Origin of the sequence: Cupriavidus sp. IK-TO18 (assembly GCF_015549295.1) — a bacterium.
In the GTDB taxonomy this organism is placed as follows: Bacteria; Pseudomonadota; Gammaproteobacteria; order Burkholderiales; family Burkholderiaceae; genus Cupriavidus; species Cupriavidus oxalaticus_A.
Map to the genome: position 1 here is coordinate 21,846 of NZ_JADGMP010000049.1, position 6,098 is coordinate 27,943.

Sequence of the window (6,098 nt, forward strand, 5' to 3'; positions counted from 1 at the left end):
AGGAGTCGTGATGGCTGAGTCATCTGTCGATCAGGGCGTCGTAACGGACGCCGATGCGCAGCGCCGCTTTCGCAACGCGCTGGCCATGTTCGCCACCGGCGTCGCCGTGATCACCGCGCCGCGCGCCGGCGAGGTCCCGGTCGGCATCACGGTGGCGTCGTTCAACTCGGTATCGCTGGATCCGCCGCTGGTGCTGTTCTCGGTCGATCGCCGCTGCCTGAGCCTGGCTGACCTGCGCAGCGCGCCGCGCTACGCGGTCAACGTGCTGGCCGAGGCGCAGCAGGATCTCTCGAACCGCTTTGCCCGCGCCAGCTCGGGCAAGTGGGATGGCATCGACTTCGGCAACGTCAGCGACAGCCATGTGCTCTTGCCAGACACGCTGGCGACGTTCGAGTGCGAGCCCTATGCGATGCATGACGGCGGCGACCACGTGATCTTTATCGGTCGGGTGGTCCGCCATCAGGCCCGGCATGACGGCCGGCCGCTGATCTTCTTTGGCGGCAAGTACCGGGCGCTGGAATACAGCCCCACCGCGGCCTGAACCCAACAACACAAGCAGTCAGCTACAGGAGAACGACATGATCAAGACCGGCACCCAGCACATCGCCATGCTGCGCGATGGGCGCGAAGTGTACCTCGATGGCAAGCGCGTCACCGACGTCACGGCGCACCCCGCCTTCCGCAACTCGATCCGCAGCTATGCCAATCTCTACGACTTCCAGGCGCGTCCAGAGAATGCCGACAAGATGACTTTCCGGCCCGAAGGCAGCGACCGGCGCGTCAGCCGCATCTGGGAGCTGCCCACCAGCTACAACGAACTGGTCGAGCGCCGCGAGATGCTGGAAGCCTGGACCGCGCTGCACTACGGCTTCATGGGCCGCTCGCCCGATCATGTCGCGTCGTGCATCTCCGGCATGTACATGGGCATCGACGTGCTCGAGCAGGCCGACCCGGCGCGCGCCGGCGCCTTGCGCGACTACTACCGCTACGCCCGCGACAACGACCTGTTCCTCACCTATGTGATCGTCAACCCGCAGGCCAACCAGGCCAAGGCGGCGCACGAGCAGGAAGACAAGTACCTGGCGGTGGGCATCGTCGACCAGGACGCGGAAGGCATTACCGTGCGCGGCGCCAAGATGCTCGCCACCAGCGGCATCATGGCCAACGAAGTGTTCTGCAGCTGCATCCAGCCGCTGCGCGAGGGCGACGAGATGTATGCGCTGTCCTTCGCGGTGCCGATGAACAGCAAGGGCCTGAAGGTGATGTCGCGCAAGTCGTACGAGGCCAGCGCCACCTCGGTCTTCGACAACCCGCTGGCGAGCCGCTTCGACGAGAACGATGCGGTGCTCTACTTCGACGACGTCAAGGTGCCCTGGGAACGGATCTTCGTCGCGGGCGACGTCGCCATGTGCGCGAAGCAGTTCCATGCCACGCCGGCGCACGTCTACCAGAACTACCAGTGCCAGGTGAGGCTGATGGTCAAGCTGCGCTTCCTGGTCGGCCTGGCGCACCGCATCACCGAGATCAACGGCACTGCCGGCTTCCCGCAGGTCAAGGAGCTTCTGGGCCAGCTCGCCGCCGAGGCAGGCATGGTCGAGGCCTGGGTCTATGGAATGGAAGCGAAGGGCCAGGTCAACCAGAACGGCTACTTCATTCCCGACCGCGGCATGCTGTACGGCTCGCAGGTGGTGACGCAGCAGCTCTACGCCAAGGTCCTCAATACGCTGCGCGAGCTGGCCGGCGGCGGCATGATCATGCTGCCCTCCAGCATCGAGGATTTCGCCAATCCCACGCTGGCCGACATCATCGCCAAGACGCAGAAATCGCCGGTGTGCAGCCCGGAGGAGCGCGTCAAGTTCTTCAAGCTCGCCTGGGACGCGGTCGGCTCCGAGTTTGCCTCGCGCCACAACCAGTACGAAATGTTCTACGCCGGCGCCACCTTCGTCACCAAGGGCCATGCCTACCGCACCTACGACTGGAAGCGCGCGTCGGGCCTGGTCGACAGCATGCTCGGCAGCTATTCCCTGCAGGACGAACTGGCCCGGCTGCCGCAGGCCGCCTGACCCGCTCCCCTCCCGTTCCCCACCCTTGCCTCGATAACGGAGATCAGCATGGCGATCAACAAACTTCACGACGAGTTCCATACCCTGGACCTGGCCTCCGGCTGGGAAGTGCCCGAAGGCTACCCCGCCGGCATCCAGCAGAAGATCCTGTCCGGCGCGCTGGACGAAAGCGGCCGCCGCGGCAGCCGTACCCGCCTGCTGCGCTTCGACGCGGGCATCTTCACCAGGGCGCCGTTCGTCCACGAGTACTGGGAGGAGGTGTACCTGCTCAGCGGCGACCTGACCGTCGGCAACGATGCCAACGGCGACGGCGGCGAAGCCTTCGCGCCCAATACCTACGCCTGCCGCCCTCCCGGCGCGTTCCACGGCCCGTTCCGGTCCAACGGCGGCTGCATGCTACTGGAAATCCACTACTACGACCCGGCCTGATCATGGAAGCGACCGTAGCCACCGCCAGGCGCCAGCTTGCCGACGGCAGCGCCAATGCGCTGTCCCTGCTGGCCTCCTGTGTCGAACGCATCTGCAATCCCGGCGGCGAAGGCGCGCGCGTCTTCCCGCACGGCGTCAGCATGGCCGCCCGCAAGCAGGCGCAGGCCAGCGACATGCTGCGCGAACAGGGCGTGGCCGGTGCCCTTGCGGGGGTGCCGGTGTCGGTGAAGGACCTGTTCGACGTGCAGGGCGATGTGACCCGCGCCGGCGCGAAGGTACTGCCGGAACGCGCCGCCAGCGCCGATGCCCCGGCCATTGCGCGGCTGCGCGCCGCGGGCGCGGTCTTCGTCGGCCGGACCAACATGACCGAGTTCGCCTATTCCGGCGTCGGCATCAACCCGCACTACGGTACGCCGCGCAACCCGTTCGACCGGCAGGCCGGGCGCATTCCGGGCGGCTCGTCGTCCGGCGCTGCGGTCTCGGTAACCGACGGCATGGCGCTGGCCGCGATTGGGTCGGACACTGGCGGCTCGTGCCGCATCCCGGCAGCGCTGTGCGGGATCGTCGGATTCAAGCCCAGCGCGAGCCGGGTGCCGCTGCAAGGCGCGGTGCCGCTGTCGCCCAGCTACGACTCGGTCGGCTGCCTGGCCAATACCGTGGCGTGCTGCGCCGCCGTCGACGCGGTAATGGCCGGCGCAGCGCCGCCCGCGGCGCCGGCCAGCCTGGCCGGACTGCGCCTGGCCGTGCCCGGCGGGATGGTGCTGGATGCCATCGACTATGCGGTAGCGCAGGCGTTCAGCGACGCCCTGCGCCGGCTTTCCGCCGCCGGCGCGCTACTGCACGACGTGGACTTCGACACCTGGGGCCAGCTCGGCGACCTCGGCCACGGCGGCGGGCTGGTGGCCGCCGAGGCCAGCGCCTGGCACGGCAAGCTGATGGCGGCGCACGCCGACCGCTACGACCCGCGCGTGCTGTCGCGCATCCGGCTGGCCGACGGGCAGCTCGCCGCCGACTACCTGCGCATGCGCGACCGCCGCGCCGCGCTGTGCCGGCAGGCGGATGCCGAACTGGCGGGCTTCGATGCCGTGGTGCTGCCAACCGTGCCGATCCTGGCGCCGCGCATCGCCGACCTCGATGACGACGACGCCTTTTTCGCCACCAACCGCCTGCTGCTGCGCAACCCCGCCATCGCCAACATGCTCGACCTTTGCGCGCTGTCGGTCCCTTGCCATCGCCCTGGCGAAGCGCCGGTGGGCCTGATGCTGTTCGGCCGGCACGGCGCCGACCGCAGGCTGCTGGCGATCGGCATGGCCGTGGAAGCGGCGCTGCGGCAGTGCCACAGGTAGCCGCAGCCTGAGCAGTACTCACTATTCCTACAAAACCCAAGGAGACAACATGCCTGATATCCGCATCGGCGCGGCCGCGCTCGCCTGCGCCGCCCTCATCTCGGGAACCGCCGTGGCGGCCGATCCCGCCCCCGTCAGCGATGGCGTCGTCAAGATCGGCGTGCTCACCGACATGTCGTCCATCTTTTCCGATATCGGCGGCAAGGGCTCGGTGATCGCCGCGCAGATGGCTGTCGACGACTTCGGCGGCAAGGTGCTCGGCGCACCCGTGCAGGTGGTCAGCGCCGACCACCAGAACAAGACCGACGTGGCCGCCACGCTTGCGCGCGGCTGGTTTGACAACCAGAAGGTCGATGTCATCCAGGACGCGCTGCCGTCGTCGGTGGCGCTGGCCGTTTCCAACCTGGGCAAGCTCAAGCACAAGATCGTCATTGCCAGTGGTGCCGGCACCACGCGGCTGAGCAACGAGGACTGCTCGCCCTATACGATCCAGTACTCGTACGACACCTACGCCTTCGCCGCCAACACGGTCAAGGCACTGACCCGCCGCGGCGACAACAGCTGGTACTTCCTGACTGTCGACTACGCCCTGGGTGCGTCGCTGGAGAAGGATGGCACCGAGGCGCTGTCGAGTGTCGGCGGCACGCTCAAGGGCAAGGCGAAGCATCCGATCAACTCCGCCGACCTGTCGTCGTACCTGCTGCAGGGGCAGGCGTCCGGCGCCAGCGTGATCGGGCTGGCCAACGCCGGCGCCGATACCGTCAACGCGATCAAGACCGCTGCGGACTTCGGCATCAACGGCAGCAAGCAGCGGCTGGCGGGCCTGCACATGTTCATCAGCGACATCCACAGCCTGGGGCTGCAGGCCGCGCAAGGCATGACGCTGACGACTTCGTTCTATTGGGACCGCGACGACGCCACGCGCGCGTGGTCGCAGCGCTTCTTCGCCAAGACCGGCAGGATGCCGACACTGGTCCATGCCGGCGTGTATTCGTCGACCATGCACTACCTGAAGGCGATCCAGGCCGCGCGCACCGACGAAAGCGACGCGGTACTGGCCAAAATGCGCGCCACGCCGGTCAATGACTTCTTCGCGACCAACGGCACCATTCGCGCCGATGGCCTGATGGTGCATGACATGTACCTGGTCGAGGTCAAGCGGCCACAGGAATCGAAGCGCCCGTGGGACTACTACAAGATCAAGAGCGTGATCCCCGCCAGCGAAGCGTTCCGGCCGCTCAGCGCCAGCGCCTGTCCGCTGGTCAAGAAGTAAGCCAACCCGTCCATGCGGCCGGCGCTGACGCTGGCCGCCCCTCCCCCGCACAGAGAGCCCCCGAACATGAAGACCCTTACCTTTGATATCGACAGCCGCCAGGGCAAGTCGCAACGCGCCGTCGCCATTCGCCAGCTGGTGGTGGCGGGATGGACCGGCCGCGACGTCGAGGCCATGGAAGCCCATATCCGCGAACTGGAAGAACTTGGCGTCAAGCGCCCGCCCTACACGCCCGTGTTCTATCGCGTCGCCGCAGAACGGCTGGGCGCCGCGCCGGAGATCCAGGTCAGCGGCGAAGCCAGCAGCGGCGAAGCGGAATTCCTGCTCGTGAACGACGGCGGCGAGATCCTGGTGGGCATCGCCTCGGACCACACCGACCGCGAGGCCGAGATCTATGGCATCACTGTGTCCAAGCAGATGTGCGAGAAGCCCTGTGCGCAGACCCTGTGGAAGCTGGCTGAAGTGGAAGGCCACTGGGACCGGCTGGTGCTGCGCTCTTACGCCACCATCGACGGCGAACGCGTGCTGTACCAGCAAGGCGCGGTGACGGCGATGCGCTCGCCGGCTGACCTGCTCGACCGCTTTGCCGGGCATGGCGGCAGCTTTGGCGAGGGCTCGGCGATGCTGTGCGGCACGCTGCCGGCCATCGGCGGCATCCGCCCGGCGCAGCGTTTCGAGATCGAGCTGGAAGACCCGGTGCTGGGCCGCACGCTGCGCCACGCGTACGCGATCGCGACGCTGCCGGTGGAGGGCTAAGCATGGCGCGCTATCTCTTTCGCCACGGCAACGTGGCAGCCAACGATAAGGAGGCACGGCCATGCCGCATGATGACCTGATCCTGGCGACCCGCGATCTCGGCAAGTCGTTCCGCGGCTTTACCGCGGTCAACGGCGTCAACCTGCAAGTCCGGCGCGGCTCGATCCATGCATTGATCGGCCCTAATGGCGCAGGCAAGACCACTTGCTTCAACCTGCTCACCAAGTTCCT

The 6,098-nt window shown here is 67.3% G+C and carries 7 protein-coding genes; all 7 read left to right on the forward strand.

Annotation, left to right across the window (positions count from 1 at the left end):
• Window positions 1–10: 10 nt before the first annotated feature.
• The gene (locus IPF36_RS32050; protein WP_133098407.1) at window positions 11–541 is read left to right on the forward strand and encodes a flavin reductase family protein; all 531 of its coding nucleotides are present in this window, start codon (window positions 11–13) and stop codon (window positions 539–541) included.
• Window positions 542–578: 37 nt separating this feature from the next.
• Entirely contained in the window at window positions 579–2,063 is a 1,485-nt protein-coding gene (locus IPF36_RS32055; protein ID WP_133098406.1) for a 4-hydroxyphenylacetate 3-hydroxylase family protein, read from the forward strand.
• Between the two features lie 48 nt (window positions 2,064–2,111).
• Window positions 2,112–2,492 (forward strand): cupin, encoded by a 381-nt coding sequence (locus tag IPF36_RS32060; RefSeq protein WP_133098405.1) that lies wholly within the window; start codon window positions 2,112–2,114, stop codon window positions 2,490–2,492.
• Window positions 2,493–2,494: 2 nt separating this feature from the next.
• On the forward strand, window positions 2,495–3,838 hold the full coding sequence (locus IPF36_RS32065; RefSeq protein ID WP_133098404.1) for an amidase: 1,344 nt from the start codon (window positions 2,495–2,497) through the stop codon (window positions 3,836–3,838).
• A 49-nt stretch (window positions 3,839–3,887) separates the two neighbouring features.
• Entirely contained in the window at window positions 3,888–5,111 is a 1,224-nt protein-coding gene (locus tag IPF36_RS32070; protein WP_195432059.1) for an ABC transporter substrate-binding protein, read from the forward strand.
• A 66-nt stretch (window positions 5,112–5,177) separates the two neighbouring features.
• On the forward strand, window positions 5,178–5,867 hold the full coding sequence (locus IPF36_RS32075) for a DUF2848 domain-containing protein (protein WP_133098402.1): 690 nt from the start codon (window positions 5,178–5,180) through the stop codon (window positions 5,865–5,867).
• Between the two features lie 61 nt (window positions 5,868–5,928).
• Window positions 5,929–6,098, forward strand: a 170-nt coding sequence (locus tag IPF36_RS32080) for an ATP-binding cassette domain-containing protein (RefSeq protein WP_195432065.1), incomplete at its 3' end; no start/stop codon positions are given.